General features: G+C 69.8%; 15 protein-coding genes. All 15 read left to right on the top strand.

Translation table 11 applies throughout. The annotated features are described in order from the left end of the window. Positions 1-12 precede the first annotated feature (12 nt). The 15 genes from nrtL (at position 13) to ABZO29_RS15515 (ending at position 18,695) form a co-directional block, all read left to right on the top strand. The gene (gene nrtL, locus ABZO29_RS15585; RefSeq protein ID WP_367320786.1) at positions 13-1,065 is read left to right on the top strand and encodes an ArgS-related anticodon-binding protein NrtL; all 1,053 of its coding nucleotides are present in this window, start codon (positions 13-15) and stop codon (positions 1,063-1,065) included. Between the two features lie 19 nt (positions 1,066-1,084). Then, entirely contained in the window at positions 1,085-2,476 is a 1,392-nt protein-coding gene (gene lysA, locus ABZO29_RS15580) for a diaminopimelate decarboxylase (RefSeq protein ID WP_367320785.1), read from the top strand. Between the two features lie 194 nt (positions 2,477-2,670). After that, positions 2,671-3,963 (top strand): homoserine dehydrogenase, encoded by a 1,293-nt coding sequence (locus ABZO29_RS15575; protein ID WP_367320784.1) that lies wholly within the window; start codon positions 2,671-2,673, stop codon positions 3,961-3,963. A gap of 6 nt (positions 3,964-3,969) precedes the next feature. Then, on the top strand, positions 3,970-5,028 hold the full coding sequence (gene thrC / locus ABZO29_RS15570) for a threonine synthase (protein ID WP_367320783.1): 1,059 nt from the start codon (positions 3,970-3,972) through the stop codon (positions 5,026-5,028). Between the two features lie 283 nt (positions 5,029-5,311). Continuing rightward, positions 5,312-6,241, top strand: a complete 930-nt coding sequence (thrB, locus tag ABZO29_RS15565) for a homoserine kinase (protein WP_367320782.1) — start codon at positions 5,312-5,314, stop codon at positions 6,239-6,241. 405 nt (positions 6,242-6,646) lie between these two features. Next, positions 6,647-8,632, top strand: coding sequence for a transcription termination factor Rho (rho, locus tag ABZO29_RS15560; protein ID WP_367320781.1), 1,986 nt, complete (start codon positions 6,647-6,649; stop codon positions 8,630-8,632). Between the two features lie 228 nt (positions 8,633-8,860). Beyond that, positions 8,861-10,669 (top strand): trypsin-like serine protease, encoded by a 1,809-nt coding sequence (locus ABZO29_RS15555; RefSeq protein ID WP_367320780.1) that lies wholly within the window; start codon positions 8,861-8,863, stop codon positions 10,667-10,669. Positions 10,670-10,885: 216 nt separating this feature from the next. Then, entirely contained in the window at positions 10,886-12,022 is a 1,137-nt protein-coding gene (locus ABZO29_RS15550; protein WP_367320779.1) for an LCP family protein, read from the top strand. A gap of 158 nt (positions 12,023-12,180) precedes the next feature. Then, a complete protein-coding gene (gene rpmE / locus ABZO29_RS15545) occupies positions 12,181-12,402 on the top strand; it encodes a 50S ribosomal protein L31 (protein WP_030740744.1) in 222 nt (73 codons plus the stop codon). 109 nt (positions 12,403-12,511) lie between these two features. Beyond that, positions 12,512-13,579, top strand: a complete 1,068-nt coding sequence (prfA, locus tag ABZO29_RS15540; RefSeq protein ID WP_367320778.1) for a peptide chain release factor 1 — start codon at positions 12,512-12,514, stop codon at positions 13,577-13,579. A gap of 74 nt (positions 13,580-13,653) precedes the next feature. Next, positions 13,654-14,493: a peptide chain release factor N(5)-glutamine methyltransferase gene (gene prmC, locus ABZO29_RS15535; RefSeq protein ID WP_367320777.1), complete on the top strand. Its 840-nt coding sequence runs from the start codon at positions 13,654-13,656 to the stop codon at positions 14,491-14,493. Positions 14,494-14,543: 50 nt separating this feature from the next. Beyond that, complete coding sequence (locus ABZO29_RS15530) at positions 14,544-15,191, top strand: L-threonylcarbamoyladenylate synthase (protein WP_367320776.1); 648 nt, start codon at positions 14,544-14,546, stop codon at positions 15,189-15,191. Beyond that, positions 15,188-15,868, top strand: a complete 681-nt coding sequence (locus tag ABZO29_RS15525) for a protein-tyrosine-phosphatase (RefSeq protein WP_367320775.1) — start codon at positions 15,188-15,190, stop codon at positions 15,866-15,868. The genes ABZO29_RS15530 and ABZO29_RS15525 overlap by 4 nt, the downstream gene beginning before the upstream one ends. A gap of 103 nt (positions 15,869-15,971) precedes the next feature. Beyond that, on the top strand, positions 15,972-17,213 hold the full coding sequence (glyA, locus tag ABZO29_RS15520; protein ID WP_367320774.1) for a serine hydroxymethyltransferase: 1,242 nt from the start codon (positions 15,972-15,974) through the stop codon (positions 17,211-17,213). Positions 17,214-17,354: 141 nt separating this feature from the next. Beyond that, positions 17,355-18,695, top strand: a complete 1,341-nt coding sequence (locus ABZO29_RS15515) for an MraY family glycosyltransferase (protein ID WP_367320773.1) — start codon at positions 17,355-17,357, stop codon at positions 18,693-18,695. The last annotated feature ends 89 nt before the right edge of the window (positions 18,696-18,784 follow it).

Below are 18,784 nucleotides of genomic sequence, written 5' to 3'. Positions count from 1 at the left end.
TACGCTTGTCCCGTGACCCCCGTCGAGCTCTCGCGCACCGTGCTGCACGCGGTGCGTCGTGCTGTGGACGAGGGGGAGCTGAGCGTGACTGTTCCCGAGCGGGCCGTGGTGACGGTCCCGGGGCCGGGTGGCTGTGGTGACTACGCCACCAACATCGCCCTGCAGCTCGCCCACCCCGCCGGACAGCCCCCGCGGCGCGTGGCCGAGGTGCTCCTCCCTTATCTCAGCCATGCCGAAGGCGTCACCGACGTCGAGATCACCGGGCCCGGTTTCCTCAACATCAGCCTCGACTCCGGTTCCGCGACGGCCGGTCTTGTGCGCCGCATCCTTGGCGACGGTCTGCGGTACGGGCACTCCGACGCGCTCGCCGGGCAGATCGTCCGGCTCCATGTGCCGTACGAAGTGCGTGCCGAGGTCCTTGCCGACACGCTGGAGCGCGTCATCGGCTCGCAGGGCGGTCGTGTCGAGATCGATCACCAGGAGCCCGTGAACCTACGGCCCGTCCCCGCCCCCGAGGACCCCGCCCCCCTCGGGCCCGACGCCGCCCGCTGGGCCCTGCTCCATCCCGCTCCGCACGACCGGCCCCGGATCAGCGCCGAGCATCTCGTCCAGCGGGAGAGCAATCCCCTCTTCCGCGTCCGTTACGCCCACGCCCGCACCAGGGCCATCAGCCGCAACGCCGCCGACCTCGGTTTCGGACCGGAGTCGGGGTCGGAGTCGCTCGTCGCCGACGCCGAGCCCACCGATTCCCGCCCCCGTCCCCGTCCCATCACCCCCATCATCCCCATCACGCCTACCGCGCCCTCCACCCTTCTCCTCACCACCCTCGCCGACCACCCCCGCATCCTCACCGCCACCGCCGCCGCCCGCACCCCCCACCGTCTCGCCCGGCACCTCGTCACCGTCGCCGATGCCGCCCTCGTCTTCCTGCCCACCGTGCTCCCCCGGGGCGCGGAGAAACCCTCGGCCGCCCACCGTGCCCGGCTCGCCCTCGCCGAAGCCGCCGGGACGGTGCTGGCCGGCGGCCTGTCCCTGCTCGGCATCGACGCACCCGACCACCTCTGAGAGAGCCGAAGAGAGAGCAATGAGCCGTTCCGCACATCCCGCCGGGCCCCGTCACGCCGATGTCCTGCCCGAGGGGCACTACTCCGCTCCGCCCACGGACCTCAACGCCCTCGACCCCAAGGTGTGGGCCCAGACCGTCAACCGGAACAACGAAGGCGTTCTCACCGTCGGCGGCATCGACGTCAAGCAGCTCGCCGAGGAGTTCGGCACGCCCGCCTACATCCTCGACGAGGCCGACTTCCGGGAGCGGGCCCGCGCGTGGCGCACCGCCTTCGGGGCTGACGCCGACGTCTTCTACGCCGGCAAGGCGTTCCTGTCCCGTGCCGTCGTGCGGTGGCTGCACGAGGAGGGGCTCAATCTCGACGTCTGCTCGGGCGGCGAGCTCACCACCGCCCTCTCCGGCGGCATGCCCGCCGACCGCATCGCCTTCCACGGCAACAACAAGTCGGCGGACGAGATCGAAAGGGCCGTCCGCGCCGGCGTCGGGCGCATCGTCCTCGACTCCTTCCAGGAGATCGTCCGCGTCGCGCACATCGCCCAGTCCCTCGGGAAGCGGCAGCGGGTCCAGATCCGTATCACCGTCGGCGTCGAGGCACACACCCACGAGTTCATCGCCACCGCCCACGAAGACCAGAAGTTCGGCATTCCGCTCGCCGGCGGGCAGGCCGCCGAGGCCGTGCGCCGCGCCCTTCAGCTCGACGGGCTCGAGCTGATCGGGATCCACTCCCACATCGGGTCGCAGATCTTCGACATGTCCGGGTTCGAGGTCGCCGCCCATCGTGTGGTCGGCCTGCTCAGGGACATTCGCGACGAGCACGGTGTCGAGCTGCCGGAGATCGACCTCGGCGGCGGGCTCGGTATCGCGTACACGAGTGACGACGATCCTCGCGAACCCCACGAGATCGCCAAGGCGCTGACCGAGATCGTCACCCGCGAGTGCGATGCCGCCCGCCTGAGCACCCCCCGTATCTCCGTCGAGCCGGGCCGTGCCATCGTCGGGCCCACCGCCTTCACGCTGTACGAGGTCGGCACCATCAAGCCGCTCGACGGGCTGCGGACGTACGTCTCCGTCGACGGCGGCATGTCCGACAACATCCGCACCGCGCTGTACGACGCCGAGTACAGCGTCGCCCTCGTCTCCCGCACCTCCGACGCCGAGCCGATGCTCGCCCGCGTCGTCGGCAAGCACTGTGAGAGTGGCGACATCGTGGTGAGGGACGCGTTCCTGCCGGCCGACCTGGCACCGGGTGACCTCATCGCCGTACCCGCCACGGGTGCCTACTGCCGCTCCATGGCCAGCAACTACAACCACGTGCTCCGTCCGCCCGTCGTCGCGGTGAACGACGGCGAGGCCCGTGTGATCGTCCGCCGGGAGACGGAGGAGGACCTCCTGCGTCTCGATGTCGGATGAACCGAAACAAAAACCGGAAGCAGGCGCCGGAAACAAGAACCGGAAACCGCCGGAAAGCATCGGGGCGGAAGATCTCCTGTCTTCCACCCCTCTGCAAATGAAATAGATGTCTCACAATCCGGACGAAGCATAGAAACTCCCGTCCGGTGAGTGAGACTGGTCCAACCGTAGACGGTATGAGGAAACGAGGTCGGATGATGCGTACGCGTCCGCTGAAGGTGGCGCTGCTGGGCTGTGGGGTTGTCGGCTCAGAGGTGGCGCGCATCATGACGACGCACGCCGACGACCTCGCCGCCAGGATCGGCGCCCCGGTGGAGCTGGCGGGCGTGGCCGTCCGCCGGCCCTCCAAGGTCAGGGAGGGCATCGACCCGAGCCTGGTCACCACCGACGCCACCGCGCTCGTCAAACGTGGGGACATCGACGTCGTCGTCGAGGTCATCGGCGGTATCGAGCCCGCCCGTACCCTCATCACCACCGCCTTCGAGCACGGGGCGTCCGTCGTCTCCGCCAACAAGGCCCTCCTGGCCCAGGACGGGGCCGCCCTGCACGCCGCCGCCGAGGAGCACGACAAGGACCTCTACTACGAGGCCGCTGTCGCCGGTGCCATCCCGCTGATCCGGCCGCTGCGCGAGTCGCTCGCCGGCGACAAGGTCAACCGGGTGCTCGGCATCGTCAACGGGACCACCAACTTCATCCTCGACAAGATGGATTCCACTGGGGCGGGGTATCAGGAGGCGCTCGACGAGGCCACCGCCCTGGGGTACGCGGAGGCCGACCCGACCGCCGACGTCGAGGGGTTCGACGCCGCCGCCAAGGCCGCCATCCTCGCCGGAATCGCCTTCCACACGCGCGTGCGTCTCGACGACGTCTACCGCGAGGGCATGACCGAGGTCACCGCCGCGGACTTCGCCTCCGCCAGGGAGATGGGCTGCACCATCAAGCTGCTCGCCATCTGCGAGCGGGCCGAGGACGGGGAGTCCGTCACCGCGCGCGTGCACCCCGCGATGATTCCGCTGAGCCACCCGCTCGCCTCCGTGCGCGGCGCGTACAACGCCGTGTTCGTCGAGTCGGATGCTTCCGGACAGCTGATGTTCTACGGGCCCGGCGCCGGCGGCGCCCCCACGGCCTCCGCGGTGCTCGGCGACCTCGTCGCCGTCTGCCGCAACCGCCTCAGCGAGGCCACCGGGCCCGGCGAGTCGGCGTACGCCGCGCTGCCCGTGTCGCCCATGGGGGACGTCGTCACGCGCTACCACATCAGCCTTGACGTTGCCGACAAACCGGGTGTTCTCGCCCAGGTCGCCACCGTGTTCGCCGAGCACGGGGTGTCCATCGATACGGTTCGGCAGCAGGGCAAGGACGGCGAAGCATCCCTCGTCGTCGTGACCCACCGTGCGTCCGACGCATCCCTCTCCGGGACGGTCGAGGCGTTGCGCAAGCTCGACACCGTGCGGGGTGTCGCCAGCATCATGCGGGTTGAAGGAGAGTAACCAGCAATGACCCACCAGTGGCGCGGAATCATCGAGGAGTACCGGGACCGGCTGCCGGTTTCCGACACCACGCCGGTCGTGACGCTCCGCGAGGGCGGCACGCCCCTCGTGCCCGCGCAGGTGCTCTCCGAGCGCACGGGCTGCGAGGTCCACCTCAAGGTGGAGGGCGCCAACCCCACCGGGTCCTTCAAGGACCGCGGCATGACCATGGCCATCAGCAGGGCCAAGGAGGAGGGCGCGAAGGCCGTCATCTGCGCCTCCACCGGCAACACGTCGGCCTCCGCGGCCGCTTACGCCGTGCGCGCGGGTATGGTTTCGGCCGTTCTCGTTCCGCAGGGGAAGATCGCGCTCGGCAAGATGGGCCAGGCGCTCGTCCACGGCGCCAAGATCCTGCAGGTCGACGGCAACTTCGACGACTGCCTCACCCTTGCCCGCAAGCTCAGCGACAACTACCCGGTGGCGCTGGTCAATTCGGTCAATCCGGTACGTATCGAGGGGCAGAAGACCGCCTCGTTCGAGATCGTGGACATGCTCGGCGACGCCCCGGACATCCACGTCCTGCCGGTGGGCAACGCGGGCAACATCACCGCGTACTGGAAGGGTTACACGGAGTACGCCGCCGACGGTGTCGCGAAGCAGACCCCGCGCATGTGGGGTTTCCAGGCCTCCGGCAGTGCTCCGATCGTGCGCGGCGAGGTCGTCAAGGACCCCTCGACCATCGCCACGGCGATCCGTATCGGCAACCCCGCGTCCTGGCAGTACGCCCTTCGGGCGAGGGACGAGTCCGGCGGTCTCATCGACGAGGTGACGGACCGTGAAATCCTGCGCGCCTACCGGCTGTTGGCCTCGCAGGAGGGTGTCTTCGTGGAGCCCGCGTCCGCCGCGTCCGTCGCCGGCCTGCTGAAGGCCGCCGAGCAGGGCAAGGTCGACCCGGGACAGACCATCGTGTGCACCGTCACCGGCAACGGGCTCAAGGACCCCGACTGGGCCGTCGCGGGCGCCCCGCAGCCCGTCACCGTCCCGGTCGACGCGGCGACGGCGGCCGAGCGCCTCGGGCTCGTCTGACGAGGCGCGACGGGTCCTGGCGAGGGGTAACCCCCATCGGGGGTGCACAGGGGGCCTACGACACGCATCGTGCGCCTCCTGTGCGCCCTATGTCGCGGCAGAACCCACCTTCGATAGGCTGTACTGAACCCGCCCGCCGCATATGCCTCCGCATATGGACGGTGCCGCGCCGTCTCCGCGGCCCGGAAGCGGTCCCGAGGGGCCTCCCGTATGTCCCCGAGGGTCCTCCCGTACGTATCGAATGTCATTCGACAATCTCGCAGCTCAAGGAGTTCATCGAGCGATGGCCGGTCCAGCGTTCCGCGCCGCCGCCGTCCGGGTGCGCGTCCCCGCCACCAGCGCCAACCTCGGCCCGGGCTTCGACGCCCTCGGCCTGTCGCTGGGGCTCTACGACGACGTGGTCGTCCGGGTGGCCGACGCCGGGCTGCACATCGACATCGCGGGTGAGGGCGGCGAGACGCTGCCACGTGACGAGAGCCACCTTCTCGTACGCTCCCTGCGTACCGCCTTCGACCTGCTGGGCGGCCAGCCGCGCGGACTGGAGATCGTCTGCGCCAACCGCATCCCGCACGGCCGCGGCCTGGGCTCCTCCTCCGCCGCCATCTGCGCCGGCATCGTCGCCGCGCGCGCCGTGACCATAGGCGGCGAGGCCAGGCTCGACGACGCGGCCCTCCTGGAGCTCGCCACCGAGATCGAGGGCCACCCCGACAATGTGGCGGCCTGTCTGCTCGGCGGTTTCACGCTCTCCTGGATGGAGGCCGGTGCCGCGCGGGCGATCAGGATGGAGCCCGCCGATTCCATCGTTCCGGTGGTTTTCGTGCCCGGAAAGCCGGTCCTGACCGAGACCGCGCGCGGCCTGCTCCCGCGCACCGTGCCGCACGTCGACGCCGCCGTGAACGCGGGCCGGGCGGCCCTGCTCGTCGAGGCCCTGACCAGGCGCCCCGAGCTGCTGCTGCCCGCCACCGAGGACCGCCTCCACCAGGAGTACCGCGCACCGGCCATGCCGGAAAGCGCGGCGCTGGTGGAGCGGCTGAGAGCGGACGGCATCCCCGCGGTGATCTCCGGCGCGGGCCCCACCGTGCTGGCGCTGGCCAACGACGACAGCGCCGACAAGGTGGCCCATCTGGCGGGCGACGGCTGGGCCGCCAACCGCCTGGAGCTCGACGCGCAGGGAGCGGTCGTGCTGCCGCTCGCACCCTCCGGTGACATTTAAAAGCGCACGGTTGCCGGATTTCGAGAGGGGGAATGTTTGTTGGATCCGGTAGTGTTAACCTCAAGTCTGCACCCGACCCCACCATGGCGAGGTGCTTCGTGTCCCCGTCCGGGACAGACATTCTTCCGGGAGCCTCCCAAGCCACTCCGTGTTCCGTACGTCGTACCTGGGCAGTACGCCGTACGCGGGCGCTGAGCAGGCCGCCGGGCACGCTCCGGAACAGGTGCGACCACACCACGTGACACCGAGTGTCACGGCTCGAGGAAGCGCCGTCACCAGAAATCTCTTCCGCCGCTTTGGCGGACCACCGCCCCGGCTTCGTCCACACCACAGGGACAGGAGCCGGACAGCACAACCGGTCGCCGAGCCAGACAGGCCGACGTCCGCTCCAGGGAAGGACCCTTCGTGAGCGACACCACCGATCTGATGGGCGCACGTGTCGAGGAGACCGCTGCCGCGCCCGCCACGGACGCCTCCGCGCCTGCCAGCGGTGCCGGCTCCCGGCGGCGCCGCGGTACCGGCCTCGAGGGCATGGTGCTGGCCGAGCTGCAGCAGGTCGCATCCGGCCTCGGCATCAGGGGCACCGCGCGCATGCGCAAGAGCCAGCTGATCGAGGTCATCAAGGAGGCGCAGGCGGGAGGGGGCGCCCCGGCCGCGAAGACCGCTTCTGACGCCGACGCCACCGAGACCAAGCCGAAGCGCCGCGCCACCTCCCGCGCTCGTACGGGCGAAGAGGCCGCCGAGAAGAAGGCGGAGAAGTCGGCCGAGGCACCCGCCGAGAAGGCCGTGGCCCAGCAGCAGATCGAGATTCCCGGCCAGCCCGCCGCAGGCGACGAGGCCCCCGCGGAGCGCAGGCGCCGCCGGGTCACCGCCGAGGCCGGCAGCCCGGAGACGGTCACCGCCGAGGCCAAGAGCGAGCCGAAGACCGAGGCCCCCGTCCAGGCCCAGCCGCAGGGCGAGGCCAAGGGCGACGCGGGCGACGGCGAGGGCCGCCGCCGCGACCGCCGCGACCGCGGCGAGCGCGGCCGTGACCGCGACCGCCGGGGCAAGGGCGACGACCAGCAGGGCCAGGGCGGCCAGCAGCGCCAGCAGGGCCAGCAGCAGGGCGGCGGCCGCCAGGACCGGGGCGCCGGTCCGCAGGACGACGACGACTTCGAGGGCGGCCGCCGTGGCCGTCGGGGCCGTTACCGCGACCGTCGGGGCCGTCGTGGCCGTGACGAGATCGGCAGCGAGCCGCAGATCGCCGAGGACGACGTCCTGATCCCGGTCGCGGGCATCCTGGACATCCTCGACAACTACGCCTTCATCCGTACGTCGGGCTACCTGCCGGGTCCGAACGACGTGTACGTCTCCCTCGCCCAGGTCCGCAAGAACGGTCTGCGCAAGGGTGACCACGTCACGGGTGCGGTCCGTCAGCCCAAGGAAGGCGAGCGGCGCGAGAAGTTCAACGCGCTGGTCCGTCTGGACTCCGTCAACGGCATGGCGCCCGAACACGGCCGTGGCCGCCCGGAGTTCAACAAGCTGACCCCGCTGTACCCGCAGGACCGGCTCCGCCTGGAGACCGACCCGGGCGTGCTGACCACCCGCATCATCGACCTCGTGTCGCCGATCGGTAAGGGCCAGCGCGGTCTGATCGTGGCCCCGCCGAAGACCGGCAAGACCATGATCATGCAGGCGATCGCCAACGCGATCACCCACAACAACCCCGAGTGCCACCTGATGGTCGTCCTCGTCGACGAGCGTCCGGAAGAGGTCACCGACATGCAGCGGTCGGTCAAGGGCGAGGTCATCTCCTCGACCTTCGACCGCCCGGCCGAGGACCACACCACGGTCGCGGAGCTGGCGATCGAGCGGGCCAAGCGGCTCGTCGAGCTCGGGCACGACGTGGTCGTCCTGCTGGACTCCATCACGCGTCTGGGCCGTGCCTACAACCTGGCCGCGCCCGCCTCCGGCCGCATCCTGTCCGGTGGTGTCGACTCGACCGCCCTGTACCCGCCCAAGCGCTTCTTCGGCGCCGCGCGGAACATCGAGGACGGTGGCTCGCTCACCATCCTGGCCACGGCTCTGGTCGACACCGGGTCCCGCATGGACGAGGTGATCTTCGAGGAGTTCAAGGGCACGGGCAACGCCGAGCTCAAGCTCGACCGGAAGCTCGCCGACAAGCGGATCTTCCCGGCGGTGGACGTCGACGCGTCCGGTACCCGTAAGGAAGAGATCCTGCTCGGCAACGAGGAGCTCGCCATCGTCTGGAAGCTGCGCCGGGTGCTGCACGCGCTCGACCAGCAGCAGGCGATCGAGCTGCTGCTCGACAAGATGAAGCAGACGAAGTCGAACGCCGAGTTCCTGCTGCAGATCCAGAAGACGACGCCGATGCCCGGGAACGGTGACTAGTCGCCGTTGAGCCGCCGGTTGGCTGTCGGCTGCAGGATGTCTGTGGTTGATCGCGCCCACGCGGCGGAGCCGCATATCGATACAGCCCCGCGCCCCTTTGCGGCGCTGCTGAGGCCGCCCCCCGTCAAAGAGTGACGGGGGGCGGCCTTTTGGCGCTGATGAGAGTGGGCGCCTCAGGCGCCCCTTTTGACTCTTTTCTCGCTGGGGGGACTTTCCTTGCCCATTCCCATGTCCGGCCGCGGTCGTCACAAGCGCCGGATACGCATCGCCCTGCCAGTCGCTGCGGCGGGTGTCGTCGCGGCCGTCGCCGCCGCCCTGCTGACCTCGTCCGCGAACGCCGCCACCCTGCCGGCACCGACGGTGAAGCCCGCCATGAGCTCACCGTCCTCGGCCGAGCTGGAGCGGCGCATCGAGGGCGCTCTCGCCGGTGACGACACCGTGGGGCGGACGACCACGAAGTCGTCCCTGAGCGCGAGCACCAGCAGCTCCTCGGTCAGCCCGTACATCATCGGCGGGACCGACACGACGATCACCTCGGCGCCGTGGATGGCCCAGCTCTGGTACTACGACGACAAAGGCACCGCCGACGAGAGCGACGACATCGGCTTCTTCTGCGGAGGTGCCGTCGTCGCGCCGACGAAGATCCTCACCGCCGCGCACTGCGTCAGGAACTACAACTGGTACGCCAACGGCGCGATCGTCACCGGCACCTCGCAGCTGCCGACCACGGTCACGAACGCCGACGGCAGTCAGAGCACGGACCTGCACGGCGGCACCGTCACCGGCGTGTGGCGGCAGTGGAACCACCCCTCGTACAGCGCGACGACGTTCGACAACGACATCGCCGTGCTGACCCTGCCGGTCGCGATCAAGGCCACGCCGATCCGCATGACGACTGCCGGCGACACCGCCTCCTACGCTGCCGGCACCAGCGCCAAGCTCTACGGCTGGGGCCGCACCAGCTCCACCAGCCAGGACATCTCCGAGACGCTGAAGACGGCCACGCTGCCCATCCAGTCCGACACCACCTGCGCGAACTACCACGGCGTCGACTTCGTCAAGGGCCACATGGTCTGCGCGGGCAATCCCGCCAGCGGCAGCGACACGGGCACCACAGCCGCCTGCAACGGTGACTCCGGCGGCCCGCTGGTCGTGAACAACCGGATCGTCGGAGTCGTCTCCTGGGGTGTGACGGACTGCGTCGAGGCGGGCTCGTACAGCGTCTTCAACAAGGTCTCCACGTACGTCGGCGCCGCGTACCCGCGCATCGACGACACCAACCTCAGCGGCGACCACCGAGCCGACCTGTGGGTGCGCAACGCCTCCACCAAGACCGGCTACGAGAAGGACTCCGGGGGCACCTACTTCGCCGCCCGCCAGTCCTGGGGCTACTGGGGTGCCTACAACGTCGTCCTGCAGACCGACCTCGACCGTGACGGCTACCAGGACCTGATCGCCCGCCGCAGCTCCGACGGGGACGTCTTCTGGATCCACTACGTGCAGTCCAGCGGCAGCTGGGCGACGAAGCAGATCGCCGACAACTGGAAGACCCGCACCCGCATCGTCGTCCCCGGTGACGTCACCGGCGACTACAAGCCCGACCTGCTCTCGGTCGACTCGTCCGGCGTCCTGTGGATCTACCCGGGCCGGGGCGACGGCAGCTTCGCCAGCCGCGTGCAGGTCGGCTCGGGCTGGAACCAGTACAACTTCGTGCGCGGCCACGGCGACTTCACCGGCGACGGCAAGGCCGACCTGCTGGTCCGCAACGCGAGCACCGGCTACGTGTACCTCTACAGGGGCACGGGCACAGCCGGCACGGGAGCCTTCTCCGCCCGGATCAAGGTGCGCACCTGGGGGAGCTACACCGGCTTCGACGCCGTCGGTGACGTCACCGGCGACGGCAAGGCCGACTTCCTGGCCCGCAACAGCAGCGGCACGCTGCTGCTGTATCCGGGCACCGGAAAGGCCTCCAGCGAGATCTTTGCCACACCGATCTCGGTCGGGACGGACTTCAAGCAGTACGACATCTTCGGCTGAAACCGCAGGTGAGCCGGATATGCCCGGTATCACCGATCACGCACTGTGCCCATCGCCCCAGGCGGTGGGCACAGTGCGTTGTGCAACCCTTTCCCCGGTTTCCCCGTCTGACCGGACGGGGTGACGATGGTGCGGTACAGGTCCAAAACGGACCGGGCCGACCAGGCCTGTCCCTGATCGCAGGGGGTAACCGACCGGACGAGAACCGAGGAGCACATGTCCGCCGAGAGCACGCCGGAGCCCGGCACACCGGGCGAGACCGGCACCACCGGCCCGCGCCACCGCGCCAAGGGCCGTCGCCGCAAGCCCCGTGACAGGCGCAAGGGTCTGATGATCACTGCCTGGACCGCGGCGGGCGTCCTCGTGCTGGGCGGCACCGGAGCCGGGTACGTGTACTTCAAGCTCAACGGCAACATCAAGAGCGTCGACATCGACCAGGCCCTCGGCACCGACCGGCCGACGAAGGCCGACAACGGCTCCGAGAACATCCTCGTCCTCGGCTCGGACACCCGCTCCGGCAGGAACAAGGCGCTCGGTGGCGGCACCGACGACGGCAGCGCCCGCTCCGACACGGCGATGATCGTGCACGTCTACGAGGGCCACAAGAAGGCCAGCGTGGTCTCCATACCGCGCGACACCCTCATCGACCGCCCCGAGTGCTCCGACACCAAGGGCGACACGCACGACGCCGCGGACGACGTGATGTTCAACTCCGCCTACTCCACCGGCGGCGCCGCCTGCGCGGTGAAGACGGTCGAGTCCCTCACCGGCGTCCGCATGGACCACTACCTCGAGGTCGACTTCGCCGGCTTCCAGAAACTCGTCGACGAGCTCGGCGGTGTCACGGTCACCACGAGCAAGGACATCAAGGACTCCGACAGCCACCTGAACCTGAAGGCCGGCACCCACAAGCTGGACGGCGAGCAGGCACTCGGCCTGGTCCGCACCCGGCACGGCGTCGGTGACGGCTCAGACCTCGGCCGCATCCAGCTCCAGCAGGCCTTCATCAAGGCGCTCCTCGACCAGATCAAGAGCATCAACCTCTTCGGCAACCCCAAGAAGCTGTACGACCTCGCCGACACCGCCACCAAGGCCGTGACGACCGACTCGGACCTCGGCTCGGTGAACTCCCTCATGTCCTTCGCAAACGGTCTCAAGGGCATCGGCTCCTCGAACATGACCATGGTCACGATGCCGGTCCGGTACGACCCGGCGAACCCGAACCGCGTGATCATCGAAAAGACGAAGGCCCAGCAGGTGTGGACCGCCCTCAAGAACGACCAGGCGATCCCCAGGACGGCCACGGAGGGCAACGCGGCGGGCGAGGCGGCAGGTGTCGTGACGTCGTCGTAGGCGCTCTTCATGGCGCACTCACGTGCAGGGAATACCCCGCGGCAACCCCCGGTTTTGGGTGATGGCGCCAGTCCTGGCAGACTGGTACGTCGGCTCCGGTTCACGCTTCCGCATCCCGCGGCAGCGACCCGGCGCCCTCCCGGAATCTAGGAGACACCTTGAAGCGCGACATCCACCCCGCGTACGTCGAGACGCAGGTCAGCTGCACCTGCGGCGCGTCGTTCACCACCCGTAGCACCATCGAGTCCGGCACCATCCGGGCCGAGGTCTGCTCCGAGTGCCACCCGTTCTACACGGGTAAGCAGAAGATCCTCGACACCGGTGGCCGTGTGGCCCGCTTCGAGGCCCGCTTCGGCAAGGCTGCCGGCTCCAAGAAGTAGCGAGCCCCTTTTCGCCGGTCCACGGCTGCGTCCCCTCCCGGGGTGCGCCGGGACCGGCGTTTTTGGTCGCCCGCCCTTCCCTTTTCATCCGCAGTACAGGAGCCCTGAGATGTTCGAGGCCGTCGAGGAACTCGTCGGTGAGCACGCCGACCTGGAGACGAAGCTCGCCGACCCGTCGGTCCACGCCGACCAGGCCAACGCGCGCAGGCTGAACAAGCGGTACGCCGAGCTCACCCCGATCGTCGCCACGTTCCGCTCCTGGAAGCAGACCGGCGACGACATCGACACCGCGCGCGAACTCGCCGCCGACGACCCCGACTTCGCGGCCGAGGTCAAGGATCTGGAGAAGCAGCGCGAGGAACTGACCGAGAAGCTGCGCTTCCTGCTCATCCCGCGGGACCCCAGCGACGACAAGGACGTCATCCTCGAGATCAAGGCGGGCGCGGGCGGCGACGAGTCGGCCCTGTTCGCCGGCGACCTGCTGCGCATGTACCTGCGGTACGCCGAGCGCGTCGGCTGGAAGACCGAGATCATCGACGCCACCGAGTCCGAGCTGGGCGGCTACAAGGACGTCCAGGTCGCGGTGAAGGCCAGGGGGCAGACCGAGCCCGGGCAGGGCGTGTGGGCGCGTCTGAAGTACGAGGGCGGCGTGCACCGCGTGCAGCGCGTGCCGGCGACGGAGTCCCAGGGCCGTATCCACACGTCCGCGGCGGGTGTCCTCGTCACGCCGGAGGCGGAGGAGGTCGACGTCGAGATCAATCCCAACGACCTCCGCATCGACGTGTACCGTTCCTCCGGTCCCGGCGGCCAGTCCGTCAACACCACCGACTCCGCCGTGCGCATCACGCACATCCCGACCGGAGTCGTCGCCTCCTGCCAGAACGAGAAGAGCCAGCTGCAGAACAAGGAGCAGGCGATGCGTATCCTGCGCTCCAGGCTGCTCGCCATGGCGCAGGAGGAGGCGGAGAGGGAGGCCGCCGACGCCCGCCGCAGCCAGGTCCGTACCGTCGACCGCTCCGAGAAGATCCGCACGTACAACTTCCCGGAGAACCGCATCTCGGACCACCGCGTCGGCTTCAAGGCGTACAACCTGGACCAGGTTCTGGACGGCGACCTCGACGCGGTGATCCAGGCCTGCGTCGACGCCGACTCTGCGGCGAAGCTGGCAGCCGCGTAAGGCCCTGAAGTACCGAGTACCGGAGGACGAGCGTGCAGCAAGATTTTGGGGGGCGACCCCCAAGCCCCCGCAGCGTGCTGCTCGCGGAGGTGGCCCAGGCCACCCAGCGGCTGGCCGACGCCGGCGTGCCCTCGCCGCGCAACGACGCGGAGGAGCTCGCCGCGTTCGTGCACGGCGTGAAGCGGGGCCAGTTGCACTCCGTGAAGGACTCGGACTTCGACGCCCGGTACTGGGAGGTCATCGCCCGCCGTGAGCAGCGCGAGCCGCTGCAGCACATCACCGGGCGCGCCTTCTTCCGCTACCTGGAACTCCAGGTCGGGCCCGGGGTGTTCGTGCCGCGCCCCGAGACCGAGTCCGTGGTCGGCTGGGCCATAGACGCGGTGCGCGCCATGGACGTCGTGGAACCCTGCATCGTCGACCTGTGCACCGGCTCGGGTGCCATCGCGCTCGCGCTCGCCCAGGAGGTCCCGCGCTCCCGCGTGCACGCCGTGGAGCTGTCCGAGGACGCCCTGGCATGGACCCGCAAGAACATGGAGGGGTCCAGGGTCGACCTCCGCCAGGGCAACGCCCTGGACGCCTTCCGCGACCTCGACGGCCAGGTCGACCTGGTCATCTCCAACCCGCCCTACATCCCGCTCACCGAATGGGAGTACGTCGCTCCCGAGGCGCGGGACTACGACCCCGACATGGCGCTGTTCTCCGGCGAGGACGGCCTCGACCTGATCCGCGGCCTGGAACGCACCGCACACCGTCTCCTGCGCCCCGGTGGCGTCGTTGTCATCGAGCACGCCGACACCCAGGGCGGTCAAGTGCCGTGGATCTTCACCGAGGAGCGGGGCTGGGCCGACGCGGCCGACCACCCCGACCTCAACAACCGCCCGCGCTTCGCCACGGCCCGCAAGGCGCTGCCGTGAGCACCCCGCAGACTTCATCCCAGCAGTACGTGTACGAGGAGGCCCGCTAAATGGCTCGGCGATACGACACCAACGACGCGACCGACCGTGTGACCGGCCTGCGCGAGGCCGCGTCCGCCGTCCGCCGCGGCGAGCTGGTGGTCCTCCCCACCGACACGGTGTACGGCATCGGCGCCGACGCGTTCTCCAAGGAGGCCGTCGGCGACCTGCTCGAGGCCAAGGGCCGCGGCCGCAACATGCCCACGCCCGTCCTCATCGGCTCCCCGAACACCCTGCACGGCCTGGTCACGGACTTCTCCGAGCTGGCCTGGGAACTGGTCGACGCCTTCTGGCCGGGAGCGCTCACACTCGTCGCCAAGCACCAGCCGTCCCTGCAGTGGGACCTGGGGGACACCCGGGGCACGGTTGCCGTGCGCATGCCGCTTCACCCGGTCGCCATCGAACTGCTGACGGAGGTCGGCCCGATGGCGGTCTCCTCCGCGAACCTCACGGGCCACCCGGCACCGGAGGACTGCGACGCCGCGCAGGAGATGCTCGGCGACTCCGTCTCCGTCTACCTGGACGGCGGCCCGACCCCCGGCAACGTCCCCTCGTCGATCGTCGACGTCACCCGCGAGGTGCCGCGGCTGCTGCGCGAGGGAGCAATCTCGGCCGACGAGCTGCGGAAGGTCGTACCCGACCTCGAGGTGGCCAGTTGACAGCCCCTGACGCGGGGCGTGGCATAGGCAACGGGGAAAGTGCAGCGGAGATCACGACGACATTCGTCGGGCTTCCGCGCGACAGCTTCCGCATCCTCCACGTCAGCACCGGCAACGTGTGCCGCTCGCCCATCACGGAGCGGCTGACCCGGCATTTCGTGAAACAGCGGCTCGGCGTCCTCGGTGGCGGGCTCATCGTGGAGAGCGCGGGCACCTGGGGTCACGAGGGCGCGCCCATGGAGGCCAACGCGGAGACCGTGCTGGCCGACTTCGGCGCGGACGCGTCCGGCTTCGTGGGGCGGGAACTGCTGGACGAACACGTCATCATGGCGGACCTGGTGCTGACCGCTACGCGGGATCACCGCGCGCAGGTCATCTCCATGGGGCACTCGGCGGGGCTTCGCACGTTCACGCTGAAGGAGTTCACGCGGCTCGTGCGGGCGATAGACCCGGCGACCCTCCCTCCGCTGGAGGACGGGGTGGTCGCGCGTGCGCGTGCGCTGGTGCGGGCTGCGGCGGCTCTACGCGGGTGGCTGCTGGCGCCCACGGCGGAGGCGGACGAGGTGTACGACCCGTACGGGGCGCCGTTGACGTTCTTCCGGTCGATCGGGGACGAGATACATCAGGCGCTGGATCCCGTGGTGACCGCGCTCACCGGGGTGCCCGCGCGGATGTAGGCGACTGCCGGCGGCGGCAGTGCGGTGCGCGTCAACACCGGGCGTCCCCGGGGCCCCGGGCCTACATTGGTCGTACGTCACCGTCGACGCCCCGGAGCCCACCATGTCGGTCACCCACACTGTCGAGGCCGATGTCCTGCGGCGGCAGGACCCCGAGCTCGCCGAGATCCTGTTCGGGGAGGTGGAGCGGCAGTCGACGACGCTGCAGTTGATCGCCGCCGAGAACTTCACCTCGCCGGCCGTGCTTGCCGCGCTCGGCTCGCCGCTCGCGAACAAGTACGCGGAGGGCTATCCGGGCGCACGGCACCACGGGGGCTGCGAGATCGTCGACGTCGCCGAGAGCATCGCCGTGGAGCGGGCGATGAGGCTGTTCGGGGCCGAGCACGCCAATGTGCAGTCGCACTCCGGCTCGTCGGCCGTGCTCGCCGCGTACGCCGCCCTGCTGCGGCCCGGCGACACCGTCCTCGCCCTGGGGCTGCCGTACGGCGGTCACCTCACGCACGGCTCGCCCGCGAACTTCTCCGGACGCTGGTTCGACTTCGTCCCCTACGGAGTGGACGCGGAGACCGGGTTGATCGACCACGACCAGGTCCGCGCACTCGCCCGTACGCACCGGCCCAAGGCGATCGTGTGCGGGTCGATCGCCTATCCGCGCCACATCGACTACGCCTTCTTCCGGGACGTGGCCGACGAGGTCGGCGCGTATCTCATCGCCGACGCCGCCCATCCCATCGGGCTCGTCGCCGGGGGAGCGGCGCCGAATCCGGTGCCGTACGCCGACGTCGTCTGTGCCACCACCCACAAGGTGCTGCGCGGGCCGCGCGGCGGCATGATCCTCTGCGGCTCCTCCGAACTGGCCGAACGCGTGGACCGGGCCGTCTTCCCCTTCACCCAGGGCGGCGCGCAGATGCACACCATCGCCGCGAAGGCCGTCGCCTTCGGCGAGGCGGCAACACCGGCGTTCGCCGCGTACGCCCATCAGGTGGTCGCCAACGCGAGGGTCCTGGCGGCCGGTCTCGCCGCGGAAGGGCTGGTCGTCACCACCGGCGGGACCGACACCCACCTCATCACCGCCGACACCGTGCCGCTCGGCGTCGACGGACGCACCGCCCGCGGCCGGCTCGCCGCCGCCGGCATGGTCCTGGACTGCTGCGCGCTGCCGCACGGCGACGCCCGTGGCCTGCGGCTCGGAACGGCGGCGGTCACCACGCAGGGCATGGGAGAGGAGGAGATGCGGCTGATCGCGGCGCTGCTCGCGGGGGTGCTGCGGGACGAGGTCGACGGCAAGAAGGCCCGCGAGGAGGTACGGGAGCTGACCGGCCGGTTTCCGCCCTATCCCCGCTGATCCGGGGTAGGTGCCGAAACGTACACAGCCACACGTGCAACCATCGTCGCTACCCGGAAGTCCCCAACCATATGCGTCGGGGAGGAGTCCAGTCGCTAGGGTGTGGGGCTGAGATGGCCAGCGAGATCTGTGGGGAAGCCTGTGCGTGAATACCTGCTGACGCTCTGCATCACGGCCGCGGTGACGTATCTGCTGACAGGGCCGGTACGGAAGTTCGCGATCGTGGCCGGGGCGATGCCGGAGATCCGGGCGCGCGACGTGCACCGGGAACCAACTCCGCGCCTCGGCGGGATCGCGATGTTCTTCGGCCTGTGCGCGGGCCTGCTGGTCGCGGACCACCTCACCAACCTCAGCCAGGTCTTCACCACGTCCAACGAGCCGCGGGCGCTGCTGTCCGGCGCCGCCCTGATCTGGCTGATCGGCGTCCTGGACGACAAGTTCGAGATCGACGCGCTGATCAAGCTGGGCGCCCAGATGATCGCCGCCGGCGTCATGGTCATGCAGGGTCTGACGATCCTGTGGCTGCCGATCCCGACCGTCGGCTCGGTGGCGCTGACTCAGTGGCAGGGCACGCTGCTGACGGTCGCGCTCGTCGTCATCACGATCAACGCGGTCAACTTCGTCGACGGCCTCGACGGCCTCGCGGCCGGCATGGTGTGCATCGCGGCGGCGGCGTTCTTCCTGTACGCCTACCGGATCTGGTACTCGTACGGCATCGAGGCCGCCGCCCCCGCCACTCTCTTCTCGGCGATCCTGATGGGCATGTGCCTGGGCTTCCTGCCGCACAACATGCATCCCGCGCGGATCTTCATGGGCGACTCGGGCTCGATGCTGATCGGCCTGGTGCTGGCCGCGGGCGCCATCTCGATCACCGGCCAGATCGATCCGGACGCGCTCAACCTGTACGCGGGCTCCGAGAAGGCGGCCGTGCATCAGACGGTTCCCGTCTACATCCCGCTGCTGCTGCCGTTGACGATCATCGCGATCCCGGCCGCGGACCTGATCCTCGCGATCGTGCGCCGTACCTGGCGCGGCCAGTCGCCGTTCGCCGCGGACCGAGGGCATCTGCACCACCGGCTCCTGGAGATCGGGCACTCGCACAGCCGGGCGGTGCTGATCATGTACTTCTGGTCGGCACTGATCGCGTTCGGGGCGCTCGCCTACTCCGTGAACTCGGCGTCCATGTGGATCGTGCTCGGCATCGTGATCCTCAGTGCCATCGGTCTCGTGCTGCTTCTGCTGCCGCGGTTCACGCCGCGCGCCCCGCGCTGGGCCGAGGGCTTCGTGCCGCCGCGCTACCGCCGTCGCCGGGCGGTCGACGAGCCCGCCCTTGGGCCGGCGGCGATCGTCGACGAGCCGGCGCCGGCGGAGGAGGAGCGCCGCACTCCGGTTGTTGCGGGTGTGGCGGGAGTCAACGGAGCGACCGCCATCGGCCCCCGTTCGCGCTTTCCGGACCGGCGGAACGCCGGAACGCGGCGCTGACGCCCAAGGTAAGAATCTGACTAGAACATTGCCAACTCGTGGGGGAACAAAGCCACTTGATACCGGACAAGTTGGCCCGGTTTCTGCAC

Origin of the sequence: Streptomyces sp. HUAS ZL42, from assembly GCF_040782645.1 — a bacterium.
Classification (GTDB): domain Bacteria; phylum Actinomycetota; class Actinomycetes; order Streptomycetales; family Streptomycetaceae; genus Streptomyces.
The sequence above is the reverse complement of the archived record's forward strand: the minus strand, read 5'-3'. Positions and strand labels throughout refer to the sequence as shown.